The organism is Pseudomonas sp. B3(2017) (genome assembly GCF_002113595.1).
Taxonomy (GTDB): Bacteria; Pseudomonadota; Gammaproteobacteria; order Pseudomonadales; family Pseudomonadaceae; genus Aquipseudomonas; species Aquipseudomonas ekonensis.
Genome location: NZ_NEIU01000014.1, coordinates 161,488 through 180,328 on the forward strand (window position 1 = coordinate 161,488; position 18,841 = coordinate 180,328).

The window sequence follows — 18,841 nt, forward strand, 5'->3', positions numbered from 1 at the left end:
CTGCCGGACGTTTGCCGCCCACTGCTGTACTGCGAAGCCATAAGCAATTTGCAGACCAACTTTTTTCTGGCGGCCGACAGCCCGGTAAACAAAGGACTTGAGGGGTTAAGCGGGGAATCGCGGGAATGTATCGAAGACGAAAAACCGGCGCGCTCCTGCCGCTTGGCGGCAATGTGCGGCGAGATGACCTGTGGCGAGACTTGCTCCCGCCGGACTGCGCAGCGTCCCCCAAGGATGTGAGCGCTTTGCGCTCAAGCGGGAGCAGGCTCCCGCGCCACTCCGGGGCTCGCTCAGGCCTCGGGGTCTTTGCCCACCTCGTACACGCGCAGTTTATTGGCGATCGTGGTGTGCGAGACGCCCAGCCGCTTGCCCAGTTGCCGGCTGCTCGGGTGCTCGGCGTACAACCGCTCCAGCACCGCCTTCTCGAAGCGCCCGACGATTTCATCGAGGCCGCCCTCCAGCGAGAAATCGCCAAGCGGCTGACGCACGCCGTAATCCGGCAGGCGGATGTGCTCGGCCTTGACCGTCCCGCCGTCGCACAGGGAAACCGCCTGGAACAGCACGTTCTCCAGTTGCCGCACGTTGCCCGGCCAGTGGTAATGGCTGAGGCGATCCATCGCCGCCGGCGCAAGCTTGGGCAGCGGGCAGCCGATCTGCCGGCTGGCCTGGTCGAGGAAGTGCTCCACCAAGGGCGTCAGGCCGTCGAGGCATTCGCGCAGGGGCGGAATGTGCAGCGACAGCACGTTGAGGCGATGGTAGAGGTCCTGACGGAACTCGCCCCGGGCGCACAGCTCGGACAAGTCCACCTGGGTCGCACAGATCACCCGCACATCCAGGTACACCTCTTCGTCGCTGCCCACCCGACGGAAGCAGCCGTCCTGCAGAAAGCGCAGCAGCTTCACTTGCAGGCGCGGGCTCATCTCGCCCACGCCGTCGAGAAACAGCGTGCCGCCCGCCGTCAGCTCCAGCAGCCCGAGCTTGCCTTCGGCCCGCGCCCCCTCGAAGGCGCCAGGGCCGTAGCCGAACAGTTCGGTCTCGGCCATCGACTCCGGCAGGCCGGCGCAGTTGAGCGCCATCAGCGGCGACTGCCCGCGCGGACTGGCCAGGTGGCAGGCCCGCGCCAGCAATTCCTTGCCGGTGCCGGTCTCGCCTTCGATCAGCAGCGGCGCATCCAGCGGCGCCATGCGCCGGGCCTCGCGCACCACCGCCGCCATGACCTTGGAACTCTGGAAGATGCTGTCGAAACCACGCAGCTCCTGCTTGCGCACGTTATAGATGCGCTCGCCGACCCGGTCCGCGCGGTGCAGGGTCAGCACCGCCCCGGCCATGGCCTCGCTGTCGTCATGCTCCGATTGCAACGGCGCGATGTCGGCCAGAAAGATGTCGCCCTTGACCTTGACCCGCATGCCGTTGATCCGCGACTTGTTGGCGCGCACCAGCTCCGGCAGGTCGAAGTCCTCGGCGTAGCGCGACAGGGGAATCCCCGGCACCTCGTCCACCCGCACCCCGAGCAGTTGCGCCGCTGCGCGGTTGGCCGCGACGATCGAGCCGCCCATGTCGATCGACAGCACCGGGAACTCCAGGGCCCCGAGCAGCGCGTTGAGTTCCATGTGCCGGCGCTCGCTGGGCATCAGCCCGACCCGCTTGACCCCGAACACCCCGGCGATGGCCTCGAACTTGGGTCGCAGCGCCTGGAACTGGAGGTTGATCAGGTTCGGGCAATGCAGGTAGATCGCGTTGCCGTGCTCCCCGCCCACCTCGCCACGGGCGACGTTGATACCGTACTCCACCAGCAGGTTGAGAATGTCGCGCAGGATGCCGATGCGGTTCTGGCAGTGGACTTTGATACGCATAGGAAGCTCGGATAGCGGTGAATGGATGGAATGCCCGATGCAAAACCCTGTGGGAGCCAGCCTGCTGGCCCCTACAGAGGGCGGCACCGCCCTGGATTTCTGTCGGGAGGCGAAAACAGTCGTCAAGATTATGTGACACACGAGCGCGCTTTCAAACCCGAAAACCACCGCAAACGCGACTCGCCCCACAAAGCGTAACGAATAGTTTACGAATTATGGAGACCTTTCCTACGACAAACCCGTGCCGACCTGCTGCATTCCCGCCCCGCCTGCGCTAATTCTGAGTCCATCGCAGGACATAACAAGAACGAATTCCCCTCGCAGGAGAGCAGTATGAAGCACACGCAATACGTGGCCCGCGAGCCCGATGCGAACGGTTTTATCGACTACCCCGCCGAAGAGCATGCGGTGTGGAACACGCTGATCACCCGTCAGATGAAAGTGATCGAGGGCCGCGCGTGCCAGGAATACCTGGACGGCATCGAAAAGCTCGGCCTGCCCCACGACCGCATCCCGCAGCTGGGCGAAATCAACAAGGTGCTCGGCGAGACCACCGGTTGGCAGGTCGCCCGCGTGCCGGCGCTGATCCCGTTCCAGACCTTTTTCGAACTGCTGGCCAGCAAGCAATTTCCGGTGGCCACCTTCATCCGCACCCGTGAAGAGCTGGACTACCTGCAAGAGCCGGACATCTTCCACGAGATCTTCGGCCACTGCCCGCTGCTGACCAACCCGTGGTTCGCCGAATTCACCCACACCTACGGCAAGCTCGGCCTGCAGGCCACCAAGGAAGAGCGCGTGTACCTGGCGCGCCTGTACTGGATGACCATCGAGTTCGGCCTGCTGGACACCCCGCAAGGCAAGCGCATCTACGGCGGCGGTATCCTGTCCTCGCCGAAGGAAACTGTGTACAGCCTGTCGGGCGAGCCCGAGCACCAGGCCTTCGACCCGCTGGAAGCCATGCGCACCCCTTACCGCATCGACATCCTGCAGCCGCTGTACTTCGTCCTGCCGAACCTCAAGCGCCTGTTCGACCTGGCCCACGAAGACATCATGGCCATGGTCAAGCAAGGCATGGAGCTGGGCCTGCACGCACCGAAGTTTCCGCCCAAGCCCAAGGCCGCGTGACCCGCAGCTTTGACTTGCAAGTGAGTCTGTCCGTCGCCGCCGCTTTGGTTTAGCGTGGCGACACAGACGACCGATACGCCCCATAAAAAAAACACACACCCGATTTCAGGAAACATGCCATGTCCAGTTTGAACCAAGCCCATTGCGAAGCCTGCCGTGCCGATGCGCCACAAGTCAGCGACGAAGAGCTGCCGATCCTGATCAAGCAGATCCCTGACTGGAACATCGAAGTGCGCGACGGGATCATGCAGCTGGAAAAGGTCTACCTGTTCAAGAACTTCAAGCACGCGCTGGCCTTCACCAACGCCGTGGGCGACATCTCCGAGGCCGAAGGCCACCACCCTGGCCTGCTGACCGAATGGGGCAAGGTCACCGTGACCTGGTGGAGCCACTCGATCAAAGGCCTGCACCGCAACGACTTCATCATGGCCGCCCGCACCGACGACGTGGCCAAGACCGCAGAAGGACGCAAGTGATGCACTTCGACGCCATCGGCCGGGTGCCCGGCGACCCGATCCTCGGCCTGATGGAGGCCTACGCGCAGGATCCCAACCCGCGCAAGTTCGACCTCGGCGTGGGCGTCTACAAGGATGCCCAGGGCCTGACGCCGATCCCCGAAGCGGTGAAGATCGCCGAGGCGCGCCTGGTGGACAGCCAGACCACCAAGACCTACATCGGCGGCCACGGCAACCCGCTGTTCGGCAAGGTCATCAATGAACTGGTGCTGGGCGCAGACTCCGCCCTGATCGCCCAGCAGCGCGCCGGCGCCACCCAGACCCCGGGCGGCACCGGTGCCCTGCGCCTGGCCGCCGACTTCATCGCCCACTGCCTGCCGGGCCGTGGTGTGTGGCTGAGCGACCCGACCTGGCCGATCCACGAGACCATTTTCGCGGCGGCCGGCGTCAAGATCAGCCATTACCCTTACGTCGGCGCCGACAACCGCCTCGACGTGGACGCGATGATCGCCGCGCTCAACCAGGCGCCGAAGGGCGATGTGGTGCTGCTGCACGCCTGCTGCCACAACCCGACCGGCTTCGACCTGAGCCACGACGACTGGCACCGGGTGCTGGAGGTGGTGCGCAGCCGCGACCTGCTGCCGCTGATCGACTTCGCCTACCAAGGCTTCGGCGACGGCCTGGAGCAGGACGCCTGGTCGACCCGGCTGTTCGCCGCCGAACTGCCGGAGCTGCTGATCACCAGTTCCTGCTCGAAGAACTTCGGCCTGTACCGCGACCGCACCGGCGCGTTGATCGTCTGCGCGAAAACCGCCGACAAGCTGACCGACGTGCGCAGCCAACTGGCCCACATCGCCCGCAACCTGTGGTCGACGCCGCCGGACCATGGCGCGGCGGTGGTGGCGACCATCCTCGACGACCCGGAGCTCAAACGCCGCTGGGCCGACGAAGTGGAAGCCATGCGCCTGCGCATCGCCCAGCTGCGCAGCGGCCTGGTCGAGGCGCTGGAGCCCCATGGCCTGCGTGAGCGCTTCGCCCACATCGGCGTGCAGCGCGGGATGTTCTCCTACACCGGCCTGTCGCCGGAGCAAGTGAAGCAGCTGCGCGACCACCACAGCGTGTACATGGTCAGCTCGGGCCGGGCCAACGTGGCCGGCATCGACGCCACCCGCCTGGATCTGCTGGCCGAGGCCATCGCCAAGGTCTGCCGCTAAAACCCTTGCGGGGGCGGAAAAATCCGCCCCCGCAAGGGTTCGCAACCTCCCCTGTCGCTCACAAGCGTTGCATGCGCCACCAATACCTGTGGGAGCGGGCTTGCCCGCGATGACGTCAGCCCAGGCACCGCCGAACAGGATCCAGGCATCGGCTTCCACACTCCCGCCATTGACCTGTCTAGACAATCCCGCCCGTCGAAATAAACGGACATAAAAGCCTGATTGTCATTTTCAGTGCTGTATCCTTCCCAGGCTTTTTCAAAGCGCGGATCTACCAGATCTATCAACAGACTTAGCGAGGAGCGCAACCATGCACGAGATTCCGAATCTCCCCTTCCCAAGCCTGCACGTACCTGAGCAGACGACCACGCAACAGGCCGGCGCCCAACAGCCCGAGCCCAAAGAAGCCGCCGAAGGCCGCCCGGCCGACAGCGAAGAGTAAACCCCGCCGTACAGACCGTGTGGAAAGCGCTAACATGCGCTTTCCACACTGCCTGAAAGCCGACTCCGCCATGACCGACGAATCCTTCAACGAACAGCAGGCCGCCGTCCTGATCGACGCCACCGAGCGCATGATCGAGATCTGGAGCCGTCTGCCGCCGGAAAAACAGGCCGCCCTGCTCGCCCGCTTCGGCAGCGAAGAGAACGCCCTGGCCGCATTGGTCACCACGCAACTGGTCGCACCCGACAAATAGTTTTACTTTTGCACGCCCCTGCCCCATCCACGCCGGTATCATAAGCAGCCTATCTATCCTGCCTGTCCCGTGGATCGTTCCCCATGTCAGAAACCCGGCGCCCCTTGGCGGTCACGCTGCAAGTCGTCTCCATCGTCCTGTTCACCTTCATCGGCTACCTCAACATCGGCATTCCGCTCGCCGTGCTGCCCGGCTACGTCCACAGCGACCTGGGCTTCGGTGCGGTGATCGCGGGCCTGGTGATCAGCGTGCAATACCTGGCCACCCTGCTCAGCCGCCCCTATGCCGGCAAGATCATCGACAACAAGGGCAGCAAGCGTGCCGTAATGATCGGGCTGGCGGGCTGTGGCCTGAGCGGCGTGTTCATGCTGATTTCGGCGTGGACGCCCCATCTGCCGCTGCTCAGCCTGATCAGCCTGTTCATCGGCCGGCTGGTGCTGGGCAGCGCGGAAAGCCTGGTGGGCTCGGGCTCCATCGGCTGGGGAATAGGCCGGGTCGGCGCGGCGAACACCGCCAAGGTCATTTCCTGGAACGGCATCGCCAGCTACGGCGCCCTCGCGGTCGGCGCGCCGCTGGGGGTGTGGCTGGTCAGCCGCCTGGGCCTGTGGAGCATGGGCGTGAGCATCATCCTGCTGGCGGCGCTGGGGCTGCTGCTGGCCTGGCCGAAGACCGCCGCGCCTATCGTCGCCGGCGAACGCCTGCCGTTCATGCATGTGCTGGGGCGCGTCTTTCCCCACGGCTGCGGCCTGGCGCTGGGCTCGATCGGCTTCGGCACCATTGCCACCTTCATCACCCTGTACTACGCCACCCGCCAGTGGGACAACGCCGTGCTGTGCCTGAGCCTGTTCGGCGCCAGCTTCATCGGCGCGCGGCTGCTGTTCGGCAACCTGATCAACCGCCTCGGCGGCTTCCGGGTGGCGATCGCCTGCCTGTCGGTGGAAACCCTCGGCCTGTTGCTGCTGTGGCTGGCGCCGGACGCCCACTGGGCGTTGGCCGGGGCGGCGCTCAGCGGCTTCGGTTTCTCGCTGGTGTTCCCGGCGCTGGGCGTCGAGGCGGTGAACCTCGTACCGGCCTCCAGCCGCGGCGCGGCGGTGGGCGCCTACTCGCTGTTCATCGACCTGTCGCTGGGGATCACCGGGCCGCTGGCCGGGGCGATCGCGGCAGGGTTCGGCTTCGCTTCGATCTTTCTGTTCGCGGCGCTGGCGGCGCTGAGCGGCCTGACGCTGAGCGTCTACCTGTACCGGCACACGCGCAAATATCCGCAGGACTAGAAGTCCACCTTGCCCCGTCCGGCCTTGATGTTGCCGCGCTTGGCCTTGGACTCCAGCCGACGCTTCTTGGAACCCAGGGTCGGCTTGGTCGGACGGCGTTTCTTCTCGACCTTGACGGCGCCCTGGATCAGCTCGGCGAGGCGCTCCAGCGCATCGGCGCGGTTCTGCTCCTGGGTGCGGTACTGCTGGGCCTTGATGATCAGCACGCCGTCGGCGGTGATGCGACTGTCGCGCAGCGCCAGCAGGCGCTCCTTGTAGAACTCCGGCAACGACGACGCCGGGATGTCGAAGCGCAGGTGCACGGCGCTGGAGACCTTGTTGACGTTCTGCCCGCCGGCGCCCTGGGCGCGGATGTAGGTCAGCTCGATCTCGGCGTCGGGCAGGTGCACGTTGTTGGAAATCGCCAGCATGGAAAAGCGTCCGGATTCAGAGCGCGCAGGATACCTTGATTAGCACCACTCTCTGTAGGAGCGAGCCTGCTCGCGATTGCGTTGTGTCAGTCCACGCAGGTGTGAGTGACGGATCGCCATCGCGAGCAGGCTCGCTCCTACAGGGGGAAAAACGACAAACCCGGCACGGGGCCGGGTTTGTCGTTTCTGCACCTGACGCTTACTTGGCGATGCCCGCCGCAGGCACGGCGTGCTGCGCGCTGCGCTTGTTCTTGATCACGTAGCAGACCCACATGAACACGACCCACACCGGAATCGCGTACACCGACACCTGGATGCCAGGGATCAGCAGCATCACGCCCAGGATGAACAGGACGAACGCCAGGCAGACATAGTTGCCGTACGGGTACCACAGCGCCTTGAACAGCGGCTTCTGGCCGGTCTTGTCCATGTGCTGGCGGAACTTGAAGTGCGAGTAGCTGATCATCGCCCAGTTGATCACCAGGGTGGCCACCACCAGCGACATCAGCAGCTCCAGCGCATGCTGCGGCATCAGGTAGTTGAGCAGCACCGCCACCAGCGTCACCGCGGCCGAGGCAAGGATCGAACGCACCGGCACGCCGCGCTTGTCGATCTTGGCCAGGCCTTTCGGCGCGTCGCCCTGCTCGGCCATGCCCAGCAGCATGCGGCTGTTGCAGTAGGTGCCGCTGTTGTACACCGACAGCGCGGCGGTCAGCACCACGAAGTTGAGGATGTGCGCGGCGGTGTTGCTGCCGAGCATCGAGAACACCTGCACGAACGGGCTGCCGCTGTAGGAGTCGCCGGAAGCGTTCAGGGTCGCCAGCAGCGTGTCCCACGGGGTCAGGGACAGCAGGATCACCAGGGCGCCGATGTAGAAGATCAGGATGCGGTAGATCACCTGGTTGATCGCTTTCGGGATCACGGTCTTCGGCTTGTCGGCTTCGGCTGCGGTGAAACCGAGCATCTCCAGGCCACCGAAGGAGAACATGATGATCGCCATGGCCATCACCAGGCCGCTGACGCCGTTGGGGAAGAACCCGCCGTGGGACCACAGGTTGCTCACCGAGGCCTGTTCGCCGCCGTGGCCGCTGACCAGCAGGTAGCTGCCCAGGGCGATCATGCCGACGATGGCCACGACCTTGATGATCGCGAACCAGAACTCGGCCTCGCCGAAGACCTTGACGTTGGCCAGGTTGATCGCGTTGATCAGCAGGAAGAAGGCCGCTGCGGTGACCCAGCTCGGGATCTCCGGCGCCCAGTAATGGATGTACTTGCCGACCGCCGTCAGCTCCGACATGCCCACCAGGATGTACAGGATCCAGCAGTTCCAGCCCGACAGGAAGCCGGCGAAGCCGCCCCAGTACTTGTGCGCGAAATGGCTGAAGGAACCGGCCACCGGCTCTTCGACGATCATCTCGCCCAGCTGGCGCATGATCATGAACGCGATGAAGCCGCAGATGGCGTAACCGAGGATCATCGACGGGCCGGCGGACTTCAGCACCCCGGCCGAGCCGAGGAACAGGCCGGTGCCGATGGCGCCGCCGAGGGCGATCAGTTGAATGTGGCGATTTTTCAGGCCGCGTTTCAGTTCGCCTGATTGCGGGTTTTGTCCACTCATGAAAAGGGTCTCACGCAGGGTTTGATGTTGGTCAGTAGACGTTGCTGCACGGTCGCGATTTTCAGGCGACCCCGATCAAACCCCAGCGCAGGCACCAGGAATTAAGCTCTTTAACAACACTCATGCGTCACCTGTTTGTTCTTGTCTGTGACGAAATCGAACCCGGCACGCTTGTGGCGCGACGGAGTGAACAAGGCGGATAGCCTTGAGGTTTGCGCGATTACGCAGGGAGTCACAGTTCAAACGCGGCGCATTGTACACCGCCAACCCCCTGCTGCCAGACATCACTGGATCAGCGTTGCCTTGGGCCGGGATTGCACGTGTCCGCCCCGGGAGGCCCGGGCGGCTGCAAAAGAAGGGTCAGGCCTTTGCGGGCCATCGGCGCGGACGTCGGAAAACACGTCACACGGGGTGAGAAAAAACGGATTGCGGCGTTCATTGCGCCTCCTTCTTGTTATGCACCTGCACGACAGGCATGGGGCGCATCTCACCTGCCAAACGCCCCTGAAACAAGCACGCCAGAGCCTTGGGAAGCCCCCGGGGGCGGGCACTTCGGCAGGTTTTCCTTACACCCCGAAAAACACGCGGCACTCAGGTCGTTTCCTCGGTATTTGCGTAAATATTTCTGTACAAGCCGTAACGAAAAAATTCCATTTCAGAAAATTCCGACAGCCGTCTGCAAATTGACGGTAGGAGGCTAACGGTCAGGTGAATCGATTTAGTCACTGTTTTGCAATGAGAAAGATTCACCCGGAAAAATGGAATAAAAAGTCCATTTAAAAATTAAATAGAGGATTTTTTGCAATGCAAAAAGCGCTGGTCTACGTTCTTCACGTCTCGCCGAGCCGCATCGACCGGCGAGTCAGTGTGTGACCCACCCTTGGGCCGCACTGTTGCTCCCACCGTGAACGTTATCTAGGAGATAGACCATGCAAGCGATCGAAAAAGACCTGGACTCCGAACTGCAACTGGACGAATGGTTCGAAGCCCCGACCCATGAAGCCGCCGTGGAAATGATGCAAGCCGACGCGGTCGTACCGTTCGGCACGGCGATGTGGCCTCTGTAAGCCATTCCCGGGCGGGCACGATCGGCCGGTCGTGCCCGCCGCATTCCACACGGTCTGTCAGGGAGCATTCATGGACAAGCCACGCGCGATAGCGCATTTCCTGTACTACCTCGAACATCATCCTGCCCTTGCCGGCCTCGAATCGGCGAAGGTACTGCTCGGCCACACCGCCGACTACGAAGCGCTGACCGGCGCCATCGCCGAACAGGCCGGCGACCACCCGCGCTTCAGCTTCAACGCCATGCGCCTGGACCTGGAATCCACCGCCGTGCTGGCCTCGGCGATCGCCGACACCGATCTCTACATTTTCTTCTACGACTCCTCCACCCTGCCCAACCCGCGCCCCGACGGCCCGGACTTCGTGCGCGCCCTGCAAGGGGTGATGGCGGAGAACTGGAAGAAGTCGCTGCTGTTCAAGGACTACGGCGATTATTTCTACGACACCTTCAGCATCGCGCCGCAACGGATCGCCGGGCTCAACAGCCACCTGATCCAGCGCATGTCCCAGGCCACCACCTTGAGTTTCAGCGACGAGCACGGCTCGTGGTTCGAAACGCCCCTGAGCAGCATCAAGAAGTGGACCGACATCAACGGCGTCGGCAACTTCGACCTGGCCCCCGGCGAGATCGCCACCCACAGCGAGGCCATCAACGGCCACGTGAAGTTCAAGGGCACCTTCCTCAGCACCATTCCGTTCGCCCGCAAGTACGGCGTGCTGGAATCGCCGCTGGAACTGTGGATCGAGAACTCGACCATCCAGCGCATCGCCACCGACGTGCCGGGCCTGGAGCACGACTTCAACAAGTACCTGGACGCCAACCCGTCGAACCGGCGGATCGAGGAGCTGGGCATCGGCACCAACGAAGGCGTGAAGTCGCTGTATGCGCGCAACGCCGGGTTCGAGGAACGCCATTGCGGCCTGCACCTGGGCCTGGGCGGCGGCGCCAAGGGCAGCCATCACCTGGACCTGATCTTCTCCGGCGGCGTGCTGGCCCTGGATGACAAGCCGGTGTTCGACGGGCGGTTTGTGCTCTGAACCCGGCTGTTGGAGGACAACCTGTGGGAGCCAGCCTTCTGGCGATAGCGGTCTGCCTGACGCATCGATGCCGGATGTGCCGCCGTCATCGCCAGCAGGCTGGCTCCCACAGGGATCTTGGGTGAATGCGCAATCTGCGGACACCACAAGGCTGAACGCCGGGCAAAAAAAACGCCAACCCTGAGGTTGGCGTTTTTCGTTTATTGCATCGGCTGGAGCTTAACGCGGCTTCGGCGTGCTGCGGCGCTTGCCCGCTGGCTTGTCGCCGTCGGTCAGCTTGATCCCCGGACGCTTCGCCGCCGGCTTGGCCGGGCGCTTGGTGTCGGCCGGACGCTCGGCCACCGGCGTACCGCGGCCGGCTGGCGCACCGCGGCCTTCGCCACGCTCGCTGCGGCCACGCGGAGCACGCTCACCGTCCCCACGGGCGGCCGGCTTGCGGCCAGGACGCTCGCCTTCCAGCTGCGGCTCACGACCCGTGCGCGGCGTGGCCGGCGCACCGTTGGCCGGGCGCAGGGTGCGCACCCGGTCGGCCCGGGCCATCGGCCGCGACGACTTGCGCTGCAGGCGCTCCATCTTGTCCTTGCTCTTGGCGTTCAACTGCGGCAACGCCACCGGGGTCAGGCCGACCTCGGCGCTCAGGATGTCGATTTCGTACTGGCTCATTTCGCGCCAGCGGCCCATCGGCAGGTCGGAGTTGAGGAACACCGGGCCGAAACGCACGCGCTTCAGGCGGCTGACCACCAGGCCCTGGGATTCCCACAGACGACGCACTTCACGGTTGCGGCCTTCCATCACCACGCAGTGATACCAGTGGTTGAAGCCTTCGCCACCTGGAGCCTGCTGAATGTCGGTGAACTTCGCCGGACCGTCTTCGAGCATGACGCCGGCCTTGAGCCGGTCGATCATTTCGTCGTCCACCTCGCCGCGCACACGCACCGCGTATTCGCGGTCCATCTCGTAGGACGGGTGCATCAGGCGGTTGGCCAGCTCACCGTCGGTGGTGAACATCAGAAGGCCGGTGGTGTTGATGTCGAGGCGGCCGATGTTGATCCAGCGGCCTTCTTTCGGACGCGGCAGCTTGTCGAACACGGTCGGGCGGCCTTCCGGGTCGTCGCGGGTGCAGATCTCGCCGTCGGGCTTGTTGTACATGATCACGCGGCGCACGGACTCGGCGGACTCTTCGCGCTTGATCACTTTGCCGTCGATGGTGATGGCGTCGTGCAGGTCGACCCGCACGCCGAGGGTCGCGTCCTTGCCGTTGACCTTGATCCGGCCCTGGCTGATCCAGGCCTCGACGTCACGGCGCGAGCCCACGCCGATGCGGGCGAGGACTTTCTGCAGCTTTTCGCCTGCAGGTGGGGTTGGCTGGTCGTCTTGCTGTTCGATGTCGCTCATCTGGGCACCTCCCGGTGTGGTCTGTCCAGGGCCCCGGAACGGATGCCCTGAAGCATTGGAAACAGTGTGTTCGGGCGAAGGGTTCGCCGAAGGGTCGCGAATCATACGCGGATCCGGCCGTTCGCGCATCAGAGACTAGCTGACGCGCGCCCGTTCATTTCTTTTTCCGCCGACCGGCGCCGCCCAACCGGGCCAGGCGCAGCGCGGCCTCGGCCAGCACCGCGCGCCTGTCGTCCTTGTCGAGTTTCTTCCAGGCCTTGATCTCGCGCTTGCTGCGGCCGCAGCCCAGGCAGATGTCGTCGCTGAACTTGCAGACATCGATGCAGGGGTCTTTGGTTGAGCTCATGAACATCTCCCTTCAATGCCATTCCACAAGGGTCATGATGCAGGCAAACCTGTGGGAGCCAGCCTGCTGGCGATGGCGGTCTGCCTGACGCATCGATTCCGAATGGACCGCTGCCTTCGCGAGCAGGCTCGCTCCAACAGGTGTTGGCGTCAGTCTTCGCGTTCGAGGCGCTCGGCTTCGATGGCTTCGGCCAGGGCGCGGGCTTCGGCTTCTTCGTCGCTCAGTTCGGGCTCCGGCTGTTCAAGGGCGGCGACGGCGGCCAGCAGCTTTTCCCGGGCTTGGGCGACGCCGAGGATGTCCTCTTCGGGCTCAGGCTCAGGCTCAGGCTCGGGCTCAGGCTCAAACACCGACTCAGGTTCAGGCTCAGGCTCGGGCTCGAACACCGACTCAGGTTCCGGCACGTCTTCGAAACCGTCCGGCGCCCCGCCCTCTTCCAGTCCGTCGCGCAGCAGGTCGTCGAAGTCGGTCTTGATCCCCTCCTCCATGCTGTCCAGCTCCAGCAGCAGGGTGTGGAAGCTGGTTTCCTCCTTCGGCTCCTCCGGCTCGGCGCTGGCGTCGGCCTGTTCCTGGAGGCCCGGCGGCACCGGGGCGTCGTCGAAGTCGAGCATCGGTTCCGGCTCGATCTCGCGCAGCTCGGCCAACGGCGGCAGTTCGTCGAGGCTCTTGAGGTTGAAGTGATCGAGGAACAACTTGGTGGTGGCGAACATCGCCGGTTTGCCCGGCACGTCGCGGTAGCCGACGATGCGGATCCACTCGCGTTCGATCAAGGTCTTGACGATGTTGCTGTTGACCGCCACACCCCGCACGTCTTCGATTTCGCCGCGGGTGATGGGCTGGCGGTAGGCGATCAGCGCCATGGTTTCCAGCAAGGCACGGGAATAGCGCTGCGGGCGCTCCTCCCACAGGCGGCCGACCCACGGCGAATACTTCTCGCGGATCTGCAGGCGGTAGCCGGAGGCCACCTCCTTGAGCTCGAACGCCCGGCCTTCGCAGGACTTGCCCAGCAGGGTCAGGGCCTTCTTGAAGACCGCCGGCTCCGGCCGTTCGCCCTCCTCGAACAGTTCGAACAGGCGCTCAAGGGATTGCGGCTTTCCCGAAGCCAACAGGAAGGCTTCAAGCAGGGGGGCCAGCTCGCGGGGTTCAGTCAGGTTCATGTTTCGACTCGTTATTCGGCTCGGGCTCGCACGTGGATCGCGGCGAACGGCTCATTCTGCACCAGCTCGACCAAGGATTCCTTGACCAGCTCAAGGACTGCCATGAAGGTCACCACCACCCCGAGCCGGCCTTCCTCGGCGGTGAACAGCTCGACGAACGGCACAAACCCGCCGCCCTTGAGGCGTTCGAGCACATCGCTCATGCGTTCGCGGGTGGACAGCGCCTCGCGGCTGACCTGGTGGCTTTCGAACATGTCGCCCCGGCGCAGCACCTCGGACATGGACATCAGCAGCTCATCCAGGATCACGTCCGGGTGCAGCTTGCGCACCTGGGCCTGGGGGGCATCGAGCTTGGGCACGATCACGTCGCGGCCGACCCGGCTCAGCTCGTCGATGCCTTCGGCGGCGGACTTGAAGCGCTCGTACTCCTGCAGGCGGCGGATCAGCTCGGCGCGGGGGTCCTCCTCCTCGTCCTCGACGGTCTCGGCCCGAGGCAGCAGCATCCGCGACTTGATCTCGGCGAGCATCGCGGCCATCACCAGGTACTCGGCGGCCAGTTCCAGGCGCACCGACTGCATCAGCTCGACGTAGCCCATGTACTGGCGGGTGATTTCCGCCACCGGGATGTCGAGGATGTCGATGTTCTGCTTGCGGATCAGGTACAGCAGCAGGTCGAGCGGGCCCTCGAAGGCTTCGAGGAACACCTCCAGCGCGTCCGGCGGGATGTACAGGTCCAGCGGCATCTGCGTGACGGCCTGGCCATAGACCATGGCGAACGGCAGTTCCTGCTGGGCTCCGGCCTGGGGATCGACGGTTTCGACGGCGGACATTCAGGCCTCGACCATGAACGGGGTCGGGTCGCCGCAGCCGACGCGGATCACTTCCGGGTCCTCGCCGGTCAGGTCGATCACGGTGGAGGCCTTGATGCCGCCGAAGCCGCCGTCGATGATCAGATCCACTTGGTGCTCAAGCATCTGGCGCATCTCGTAGGGATCGCTCAACGGATCCTCGTCGCCGGGCATGATCAGGGTTACGCTCATCAGCGGTTCGCCCAGCTCGTCCAGCAGCGCCAGGGCGATCGGATGGCTCGGCACCCGCAGGCCGATGGTGCGCTTCTTGGGGTGCAGCAACAGGCGCGGCACTTCGCGGGTGGCGTTGAGGATGAACGTGTACGGCCCCGGCAGGTGAGCCTTGAGGATGCGGAACGTGCCGGTGTCGATCTTGGCGTAATTGCCCAGTTGCGACAGATCGCTGCAGATCAGCGCAAAGTTGTGCTTGTCATCCAGTTGGCGCAGACGGCGGACGCGCTCGATGGCGCTCTTGTCGCCGATCTGGCAACCGATGGCGTAGGAAGAGTCCGTGGGATAAATCACCACCCCGCCCTTGCGGATGATCTCGACCGCCTGTTTGATCAGGCGCGCCTGCGGGTTTTCCGGATGGATCTGGAAAAATTGACTCACATTCTCTTCCTGTTCAGACGGCCGCGATAACTGGGTCATGTTTGAACCGGCGCCACAGGGGCGGCAGGTCCTCCGGCACCGGCCGGTACTGGCCGATCTCGGACCAGCCACCAGGGCCATGGAAATCACTGCCGGCGGTGACCAGCAGACCGAATTCGCGGGCCAGGATCGAGAGGCTGCCCACCTGCTCCGCCGGTTGGTGGCCGTTGACCACCTCAAGCGCCTGTCCGCCCGCTTGAATATAGTCGGCAATCAGCCGGCGGCGCTTGCTGCGGGTGAAATCGTAGTGCCAGGGATGCGCCAGGCTGACCCAGGCCCCGGCGTCCCGCAGGGTCGCGACGGTGTCCTCCAGGGTCGGCCAGTGCTGCTTGACGTCCCCCAGCTTGCCGGCGCCCAGCCATTTGCGGAACGCCTCGGCGCGATCCTTGACGAAACCTTCGCGCACCATCCAGTCGGCAAAATGCGGACGGGCCGGCGCGTTGCCGCTGTCGCCCAGCGCCTGCTGGATCTGCCGGGCGCCTTCGAACGCGCCGGGCATGCCCTTCTGGGCCAGCTTGCGGCCGATCTCCTCGGAACGCAGCCAGCGGCCGTCGCGCAGTTTGGCGATGGCCTCGACCAACGGTGCGGCGTCGACGTCGAAGCCGTACCCCAGCACATGAATGGTCGCCCCGCCCCAGGTGCACGACAGCTCGACGCCGTTGATCAGCTGCATGCCCAGGCTTTCGGCGGCGGTGCGCGCTTCGGCCAGGCCTTCCAGGGTGTCGTGATCGGTCAGGGACAGGATCCGCACGCCGTTCTCGAACGCTCGCGCAACCAGTGCCGCCGGCGCCAGGGCGCCGTCGGAGGCTGTGCTGTGGCAGTGCAAATCGACATTCACGGGGATGTGTAACCTCAAATCAGCTGGCGCTATCGCGCGCCCGTATGTTTGTTATTATGCCGCCACATCCAGCTTCTGGCTCTCACTGTGAAACAATTCATCGATTTCATCCCGCTCCTGCTGTTCTTCATCGTCTACAAACTCGATCCGCGCACCGTCGACGTCGCCGGCCACGAGCTGACCGTAGGCGGCATCTACAGCGCCACCGCGATGCTGATCGTCAGCTCCCTGGTGGTCTACGGCGCGCTGTTCATCAAGCAGCGCAAGCTGGAGAAGAGCCAGTGGCTGACCCTCGTCGCCTGCCTCGTGTTCGGCAGCCTGACGCTGGCCTTCCACAGCGAGACCTTCCTGAAATGGAAAGCCCCGGTGGTCAACTGGCTGTTCGCCCTGGCCTTCATCGGCAGCCATTTCATCGGCGACCGCCTGCTGATCAAGCGCATCATGGGCCACGCCCTGAGCCTGCCGGAACCGGTGTGGCTGCGCCTGAACATCGCCTGGATCGCGTTCTTCCTGTTCTGCGGGGCCGCCAACCTGTTCGTCGCCTTCACCTTCCAGAGCATCTGGGTCGACTTCAAGGTGTTCGGCAGCCTGGGCATGACCGTGCTGTTCCTGGTCGGCCAGGGCATCTACCTGTCCCGTCACCTGCACGACGCCGATACCACAACGCCAAAAACCGAGGACTGACATGCTTTACGCCATCATTGCCACCGACGTCGCCAACTCCCTGGAAGCCCGCCTGGCCGCGCGCCCTGCACACCTTGAGCGCCTGCAAGCGCTCAAGGGCGAAGGCCGCATCGTGTTGGCCGGCCCGCACCCGGCGGTCGACAGCAATGATCCGGGCGCGGCGGGCTTCACCGGCAGCCTGATCGTCGCCGAGTTCGATTCCCTGGCCGCCGCGCAGGCCTGGGCCGACGCCGACCCGTACGTCGCCGCCGGCGTCTACGCCAACGTCATCGTCAAGCCGTTCAAGCAAGTCCTGCCGTAACTTTTCCCTCCGATGTCCCCACGCGATGAACCTTCCCGGTTCATCGCGTTCTCAATCGCTCATTATTCTCGTTTGCCGGCCGACAACCTGCCCACTATCCAATGGGAAACAGGAGTCGCGATGCGCAAGGGTCCGTTGTGTCTGATGTGGGTCACGCTGTCGGTCATGGCGCCTGCCCATGGCGAAGAAAGCGTCGAAAACGGCAATTCCACGCCGCTGTCGCTGAGCGCCGGCACGCAGATCACCGAGTTGCAGCAGCGCCTCAAGGCCAGCGAGCAGCAGCGGGAAGAACTGAGCAAACAGCTGCACAATGCCGACAGCGAACGCGAAAGCCCGCAGCTGGCCCGGTTGCGTCAGGAGAACCAGCGCCTGAAACTGCAGCTCAAGGAAGCCCAGTCCAGCCCGCTGCCGCGTCTGCTGACCGAGCAGCAGCAATGGTTTGTCACTGGGGCCGCCGTTGCGCTATTGGCGCTGCTGTGCGGTATCTTTGCCGGTGGAGGACGCAGAACGCGTCGGCAATGGCTAAATTGAGTGAGTCATGAGCGAGCTGTTACTGATTGATGACGACCAGGAGTTGTGCGAACTCCTGACCAGTTGGCTGAGCCAGGAAGGTTTCCAGGTGCACGCCTGCCACGACGGCCAGAGCGCCCGCAAGGCCTTGGCCGAATCCGCGCCGGCGGCGGTGGTGCTGGACGTGATGCTGCCCGACGGCAGCGGCCTGGAACTGCTCAAGCAACTGCGCAGCGAACACGCCGAGCTGCCCGTGCTGATGCTGTCGGCCCGGGGCGAGCCGCTGGACCGCATCCTCGGCCTGGAGCTGGGCGCCGACGACTACCTGGCCAAGCCTTGCGACCCCCGCGAGCTGACCGCCCGTCTGCGCGCCGTGCTGCGCCGCAGCCATCCGGCCGCCGTATCGACCCAGCTTGAGCTGGGCGACCTGAGCTTCAGCCCGGTGCGCGGCGTGGTCAGCATCAACGAGAAAGAGCTCACTCTCACCGTCTCCGAAAGCCGCCTGCTCGAAGCCCTGCTCAAGCAGCCCGGCGAGCCGCTGGACAAACAGGAACTGGCGCAGATCGCCCTCGGCCGCAAGCTGACCCTCTACGACCGCAGCCTGGACATGCACGTCAGCAACCTGCGCAAAAAGATCGGCCCGCACCCCGACGGCCGCCCGCGCATCGTGGCCCTGCGCAGCCGCGGCTACTACTACAGCCTCTGACGCTGCGTCAGTTTTGTCAGGCCGGCGCCGGAACGTCTTTACTCAAGCTTTACCCAGCGCTGACCGCCGCTGACCTTGATCTCCGTAATCTGTACCCATCCGGAACGTACCGGGAACGAGACAAGGAGATACACCATGCGCAAGACCCTCATCGCTCTGATGTTCGCCGCTGCCCTGCCGACCGTCGCCATGGCCATGCCGGAAGGCGCAGGCCCGATGGGCGGCCCGCAGGAAGGCCCGCACCACGGCCAGATGCACGGCATGCACGGCAAAGGCCCGTACAGCCAACTGGACCTGTCCCGCGAACAGCGCGAGCAGATCCGCAAGATCATGGGCGAGCAGATGCATGAGCGCCGTCAGGTGGTCGACAAGTACCTGGAGAAGCTGTCGCCGGCCGACCAGAAAGCCATGAAGGATGAAATGGCGGCCAACCACAAGAAAGCCGAAGCCGACGTGCGCGCCGTGCTGAAGCCGGATCAGCAGAAGAAATTCGACGAGATCCAGAAGAAGCAGGCCGAGCGCCGCGCCGAATGGGCCGAATTCAAGGCCTGGAAAGCGCAACAGCCGCAAAAGGCGCAATAATGTCCTGAACCCCGGACCCGACGGCCTCCCCCGTCGGGTCTGTCTTGTTTGTTCCCCTGTGGGAGCGAGCCTGCTCGCGATG

22 protein-coding genes are annotated in these 18,841 nt (G+C 64.4%); 13 read left to right on the plus strand and 9 right to left on the minus strand.

The genetic code is table 11. The annotated features are described in order from the left end of the window. Positions 1-290 precede the first annotated feature (290 nt). Positions 291-1,853 carry a sigma-54-dependent transcriptional regulator gene (locus CAG33_RS20355; protein ID WP_085577846.1) on the minus strand — a complete coding sequence of 521 codons (1,563 nt, stop codon included), beginning with the start codon at positions 1,851-1,853 and terminating at the stop codon, positions 291-293. A gap of 288 nt (positions 1,854-2,141) precedes the next feature. Between CAG33_RS20355 and phhA the strand changes: the two genes are divergently transcribed. From phhA to CAG33_RS20380, 6 genes are all read left to right on the plus strand, one after another. Then, positions 2,142-2,978 carry a phenylalanine 4-monooxygenase gene (gene phhA / locus CAG33_RS20360; RefSeq protein ID WP_256575465.1) on the plus strand — a complete coding sequence of 279 codons (837 nt, stop codon included), beginning with the start codon at positions 2,142-2,144 and terminating at the stop codon, positions 2,976-2,978. 119 nt (positions 2,979-3,097) lie between these two features. Continuing rightward, complete coding sequence (locus tag CAG33_RS20365) at positions 3,098-3,454, plus strand: 4a-hydroxytetrahydrobiopterin dehydratase (RefSeq protein WP_085577848.1); 357 nt, start codon at positions 3,098-3,100, stop codon at positions 3,452-3,454. Then, positions 3,454-4,647 (plus strand): amino acid aminotransferase, encoded by a 1,194-nt coding sequence (locus CAG33_RS20370; RefSeq protein WP_085577849.1) that lies wholly within the window; start codon positions 3,454-3,456, stop codon positions 4,645-4,647. Before CAG33_RS20365 ends, CAG33_RS20370 begins: the two co-directional genes overlap by 1 nt. A gap of 310 nt (positions 4,648-4,957) precedes the next feature. After that, positions 4,958-5,089: a hypothetical protein gene (locus CAG33_RS28815; protein WP_256575451.1), complete on the plus strand. Its 132-nt coding sequence runs from the start codon at positions 4,958-4,960 to the stop codon at positions 5,087-5,089. 34 nt (positions 5,090-5,123) lie between these two features. Continuing rightward, complete coding sequence (locus CAG33_RS20375; RefSeq protein ID WP_085631102.1) at positions 5,124-5,342, plus strand: hypothetical protein; 219 nt, start codon at positions 5,124-5,126, stop codon at positions 5,340-5,342. Between the two features lie 83 nt (positions 5,343-5,425). Continuing rightward, positions 5,426-6,613: an MFS transporter gene (locus tag CAG33_RS20380; RefSeq protein ID WP_085640328.1), complete on the plus strand. Its 1,188-nt coding sequence runs from the start codon at positions 5,426-5,428 to the stop codon at positions 6,611-6,613. Here the strand turns inward: CAG33_RS20380 and arfB are convergent. Further along, on the minus strand, positions 6,610-7,023 hold the full coding sequence (gene arfB / locus CAG33_RS20385; RefSeq protein ID WP_085577852.1) for an alternative ribosome rescue aminoacyl-tRNA hydrolase ArfB: 414 nt from the start codon (positions 7,021-7,023) through the stop codon (positions 6,610-6,612). The genes CAG33_RS20380 and arfB overlap by 4 nt on opposite strands. Before the next feature lie 199 nt (positions 7,024-7,222). Beyond that, positions 7,223-8,641: an amino acid permease gene (locus CAG33_RS20390; protein WP_085577853.1), complete on the minus strand. Its 1,419-nt coding sequence runs from the start codon at positions 8,639-8,641 to the stop codon at positions 7,223-7,225. 929 nt (positions 8,642-9,570) lie between these two features. On the opposite strand from CAG33_RS20390, the gene CAG33_RS28575 reads away from it, so the two are divergent. Together CAG33_RS28575 and CAG33_RS20395 are read left to right on the plus strand one after the other, a co-directional pair. Then, entirely contained in the window at positions 9,571-9,708 is a 138-nt protein-coding gene (locus CAG33_RS28575) for a hypothetical protein (RefSeq protein ID WP_170930044.1), read from the plus strand. 70 nt (positions 9,709-9,778) lie between these two features. Further along, a complete protein-coding gene (locus CAG33_RS20395; protein WP_085577854.1) occupies positions 9,779-10,744 on the plus strand; it encodes a leucyl aminopeptidase in 966 nt (321 codons plus the stop codon). Positions 10,745-10,963: 219 nt separating this feature from the next. Here the strand turns inward: CAG33_RS20395 and rluB are convergent, their stop codons facing one another. From rluB to CAG33_RS20425, 6 genes are all read right to left on the minus strand, one after another. Continuing rightward, positions 10,964-12,139 carry a 23S rRNA pseudouridine(2605) synthase RluB gene (gene rluB / locus CAG33_RS20400; RefSeq protein WP_085631100.1) on the minus strand — a complete coding sequence of 392 codons (1,176 nt, stop codon included), beginning with the start codon at positions 12,137-12,139 and terminating at the stop codon, positions 10,964-10,966. 154 nt (positions 12,140-12,293) lie between these two features. Further along, a complete protein-coding gene (locus tag CAG33_RS20405; protein ID WP_085640339.1) occupies positions 12,294-12,485 on the minus strand; it encodes a DUF1289 domain-containing protein in 192 nt (63 codons plus the stop codon). A 149-nt stretch (positions 12,486-12,634) separates the two neighbouring features. Then, positions 12,635-13,639 carry an SMC-Scp complex subunit ScpB gene (gene scpB / locus CAG33_RS20410; protein WP_085640331.1) on the minus strand — a complete coding sequence of 335 codons (1,005 nt, stop codon included), beginning with the start codon at positions 13,637-13,639 and terminating at the stop codon, positions 12,635-12,637. Positions 13,640-13,650: 11 nt separating this feature from the next. Then, the gene (locus CAG33_RS20415; protein ID WP_170930049.1) at positions 13,651-14,349 is read right to left on the minus strand and encodes a ScpA family protein; all 699 of its coding nucleotides are present in this window, start codon (positions 14,347-14,349) and stop codon (positions 13,651-13,653) included. Positions 14,350-14,469: 120 nt separating this feature from the next. After that, a complete protein-coding gene (locus CAG33_RS20420) occupies positions 14,470-15,099 on the minus strand; it encodes an L-threonylcarbamoyladenylate synthase (protein ID WP_139833028.1) in 630 nt (209 codons plus the stop codon). Between the two features lie 13 nt (positions 15,100-15,112). Beyond that, positions 15,113-15,976, minus strand: coding sequence for a PHP domain-containing protein (locus CAG33_RS20425; RefSeq protein ID WP_085577859.1), 864 nt, complete (start codon positions 15,974-15,976; stop codon positions 15,113-15,115). Between the two features lie 87 nt (positions 15,977-16,063). On the opposite strand from CAG33_RS20425, the gene CAG33_RS20430 reads away from it, so the two are divergent. The 5 genes from CAG33_RS20430 (at position 16,064) to CAG33_RS20450 (ending at position 18,759) form a co-directional block, all read left to right on the plus strand. Beyond that, positions 16,064-16,660 carry a septation protein A gene (locus CAG33_RS20430; RefSeq protein ID WP_085577860.1) on the plus strand — a complete coding sequence of 199 codons (597 nt, stop codon included), beginning with the start codon at positions 16,064-16,066 and terminating at the stop codon, positions 16,658-16,660. 1 nt (position 16,661) lies between these two features. Continuing rightward, the gene (locus CAG33_RS20435; RefSeq protein WP_085577861.1) at positions 16,662-16,961 is read left to right on the plus strand and encodes a YciI family protein; all 300 of its coding nucleotides are present in this window, start codon (positions 16,662-16,664) and stop codon (positions 16,959-16,961) included. Positions 16,962-17,081: 120 nt separating this feature from the next. Continuing rightward, entirely contained in the window at positions 17,082-17,492 is a 411-nt protein-coding gene (locus CAG33_RS20440; protein WP_085577862.1) for a translation initiation factor 2, read from the plus strand. Between the two features lie 7 nt (positions 17,493-17,499). Beyond that, positions 17,500-18,177: a response regulator transcription factor gene (locus CAG33_RS20445; protein ID WP_085577863.1), complete on the plus strand. Its 678-nt coding sequence runs from the start codon at positions 17,500-17,502 to the stop codon at positions 18,175-18,177. A gap of 135 nt (positions 18,178-18,312) precedes the next feature. After that, positions 18,313-18,759, plus strand: a complete 447-nt coding sequence (locus CAG33_RS20450; RefSeq protein WP_085577864.1) for a Spy/CpxP family protein refolding chaperone — start codon at positions 18,313-18,315, stop codon at positions 18,757-18,759. The last annotated feature ends 82 nt before the right edge of the window (positions 18,760-18,841 follow it).